The 2,980-nt window shown below is 72.2% G+C and carries 2 protein-coding genes; one reads left to right on the plus strand and one right to left on the minus strand.

Going from position 1 to position 2,980, the window contains the following annotated elements:
* Nucleotides 1-43 precede the first annotated feature (43 nt).
* The gene (locus ACWGB8_RS38300; RefSeq protein ID WP_452218271.1) at nt 44-2,320 is read right to left on the minus strand and encodes a catalase; all 2,277 of its coding nucleotides are present in this window, start codon (nt 2,318-2,320) and stop codon (nt 44-46) included.
* A gap of 462 nt (nt 2,321-2,782) precedes the next feature.
* Between ACWGB8_RS38300 and ACWGB8_RS38305 the strand changes: the two genes are divergently transcribed.
* Nucleotides 2,783-2,980 (plus strand): flavin reductase (locus ACWGB8_RS38305; RefSeq protein WP_452218272.1); only part of this gene is annotated, 198 nt, incomplete at its 3' end.

Consider the following 2,980-nt stretch of genomic DNA (forward strand, 5'->3'; position numbering starts at 1 on the left):
GGCCGGAGCGATGGCTCCGGCCCGGCCCCGAACAGTCGCAGGCTCAGTGCGCCGCGGCAGGGAAGCGTTCCCAGACCCGGTGCGTGCCGAGCTGCTCCACCAGGGCCGGGACGGCCTGCGCCGGGTCGGTCTCGGTGAACACGCCGGGCGCCCGCGGATCGACCCCCGCGGCCGCCCACAGGCCGCGGGTGTCCGCGAGGCCGGCGAGCGGCTTGGCGTGGCGGTAGGCCTCGTTGACCAGGAGGACGGCGCGGGAGTCGAGGGCGGGTTGGCCGCCGGCGACGGCGCCGGACTTGGCGTCCCGGGCGCCGTGGTCGTCGGCGCCGCGCGGGGGTGCGCCCGCCACCAGGAGCGCGTCGAACTCGACGGACCGGGCCGCGCCATAGGTCCGCTGCACCGCGAGGTCGTCCGCCAGCGGCGCCCCGGTGGGTGCGATGACCAACGGCAGCAGCCCGGCATCGCTCGCCGCCCGGCGCAGCTGCCGCACCACGTCCGCATCGCTGGTGGTGCCGGTGAGGATGCCGAGCACCCGTCCGGTGGCCGGCCACCGCTGCCCGAGCTGGGACAGGGCCGGGCTCGGCGCCGCCTCGACCGGGCCGTCGGCCGCGGCCTGGGGAGCGGGCAGGCCGAGCCCCTGGGCGACCTCGCGGCAGAGCACCTCGTCGATCCTGGCCAGGACGGTCAGGACCCGCTCCTTGATGGCCTGCTCGTAGACCTTGGAGAGTTCGAAGGTGTACGCGGCGATGACGTGTTCGCGCTCGACGGGGCTCAGGCTGAGCCAGAACAGGCGCGGCTGGCCGAAGTGGTCGGCGAATGACGCCGGGGCCTCACGGACCCTGGCCGCGGCGGCGACCGGGACGGGGTGTTCGATGAAGGCGTGCTCTCCCGGCCCGGCGAAGAACGGGCAGCCGCCGTCGAGGGAGTTCGGCTTGTAGGGGGCGACGCCGGAGTGCACGGCGTCCTGGTGGAAGCCGTCGCGCAGCATGTCGTTGACCGGGGCGTGCGGGCGGTTGACCGGGATCTGCGCGAAGTTCGGGCCGCCGAGGCGGGTGATCTGCGTGTCCAGGTAGGAGAACAGCCGGCCGGCGAGCAGCGCGTCGTCGGTGACGTCGATGCCCGGGACCAGGTGGCCGGGGTGGAAGGCGACCTGTTCGGTCTCGGCGAAGAAGTTCGTCGGGTTGGCGTTCAGGGTGAGAAGTCCGACCGGCTGAACCGGCGCAAGCTCCTCGGGGACGATCTTCGTCGGGTCCAGCAGGTCGATGCCCGCGAACGTCTGCTCCGGCGTGTCGGGGAAGGTCTGGATGCCGAGCTCCCACTCGGGGAAGTTGCCGGCCTCGATCGCGTCCGCGAGATCGCGGCGGTGGAAGTCCGGGTCCATGCCGGCCAGCAGCTGCGCCTCCTCCCAGACCAGGGAGTGCACGCCGGCCTTCGGCTTCCAATGCCACTTGGCCAGCGTGCTCGTGCCCTCGGCGTCGACGAGGCGGAAGGTGTGGACGCCGAAGCCCTCCATCATCCGGTACGAGCGGGGGATGCCGCGGTCGGACATGTTCCACAGGGTGTGGTGGGTCGCCTCGGTGTGCAGGGACACGAAGTCCCAGAACGTGTCGTGGGCGGACTGGGCCTGCGGGATCTCCCGGTCCGGGTGCGGCTTCGCGGCGTGAACGACGTCGGGGAACTTGATCGCGTCCTGGATGAAGAACACCGGGATGTTGTTGCCGACCAGGTCGAACACGCCCTCGCCGGTGTAGAACTTCGTCGCGAAGCCACGGGTGTCCCGCACGGTGTCGGCGGAGCCACGCGAGCCCAGCACCGTGGAGAACCGCACGAACACCGGCGTCTCGGCGCCCTCGGCGAGGAAGGCGGCCTTGCAGATCCCGCCGGCGGTGCCGTAGGCGCGGAAGGTTCCGTGGGCGGCGGCCCCGCGGGCGTGCACGACCCGCTCGGGGATCCGCTCGTGGTCGAAGTGCATGATCTTCTCGCGCAGGTGGTGGTCCTGCAGCAGCACCGGACCACGCGGGCCGGCCTTCAGGGAGTGATCCGAGTCCGGCAACCGCACACCCTGGGCGGTCGTCAGGTAGCCGCCGTTCTGCGCCGCGGCGTCCGTGGGCGCGCCGGTGTCCCGCCCGGTCGGGGACAGCGGGGCGGGCGCCCGCTGATCCGGTTTCGGGGGCAGCGGCGCCCGCGGTTCGGTCGGCTCCGCCACCGGCGGCGGCTCGGTCGCGGGCGCACCAGGCACCCTGGGCGGCTTTGCGGACGGGATGCCCTCCGCGGCCTCGACCACCCTGTCCACGATCTTCTTCACCGGTCCCGGCTCAGCCACGATTCCTCCTCAGGCTCCTGCAACCCATGCCGGGTAACCCCGGATCGCCGTCGCCAAACGAATCGCCGCGCAAACGGGTGGTGGGCCGACCTCAGCCCCCACCGACCGCCGCGACGCCGTGCCCCTCTGCGACGAGGCGGAGCGCATCCGCCGCCACCCCGGCGTGCTCATCGGCCCGTCCCGGGCCACCTGAGCCGTCTCCAGGTCGGAGTCGGCAGCAACCACCGCCGCCCACTCCTGCGCGGTGATCAGTTCACCTTGTTCCTCCCACCACGGCGTACGCCGAGTGATGTGCACGTCATAGCCCATGCCCGCCACGGTAAGGGGCGCGACCGACACGATCACAGGTCGCAGGTTCGCGCGTCGAGGTCGGTCGGAACGGGTAGGCGCGTCCTGCGGGCCCGATCAGCGGGAACGCCGATGGGGTGCGGTTGTACGGTGGGACACGGAGGGAGACGACGGATGGGTGGGTTCGAATCGTTCGTCGCGTTGCTGGACACCCAGCCGGTCTACGTCGTGACCGCTGCAAACGACGCCGGGCAGCGCGCAGGTTGCCTGGTCGGCTTCGCAGGCCAGTGCTCCATCCGGCCTCCCCGGTTCACGGTGTGGATCTCCAAGGTGAACCACACCTACGCCGTCGCGATGCACTCGCCTGTCCTC

Source organism: Kitasatospora sp. NPDC054939 (assembly GCF_053610105.1).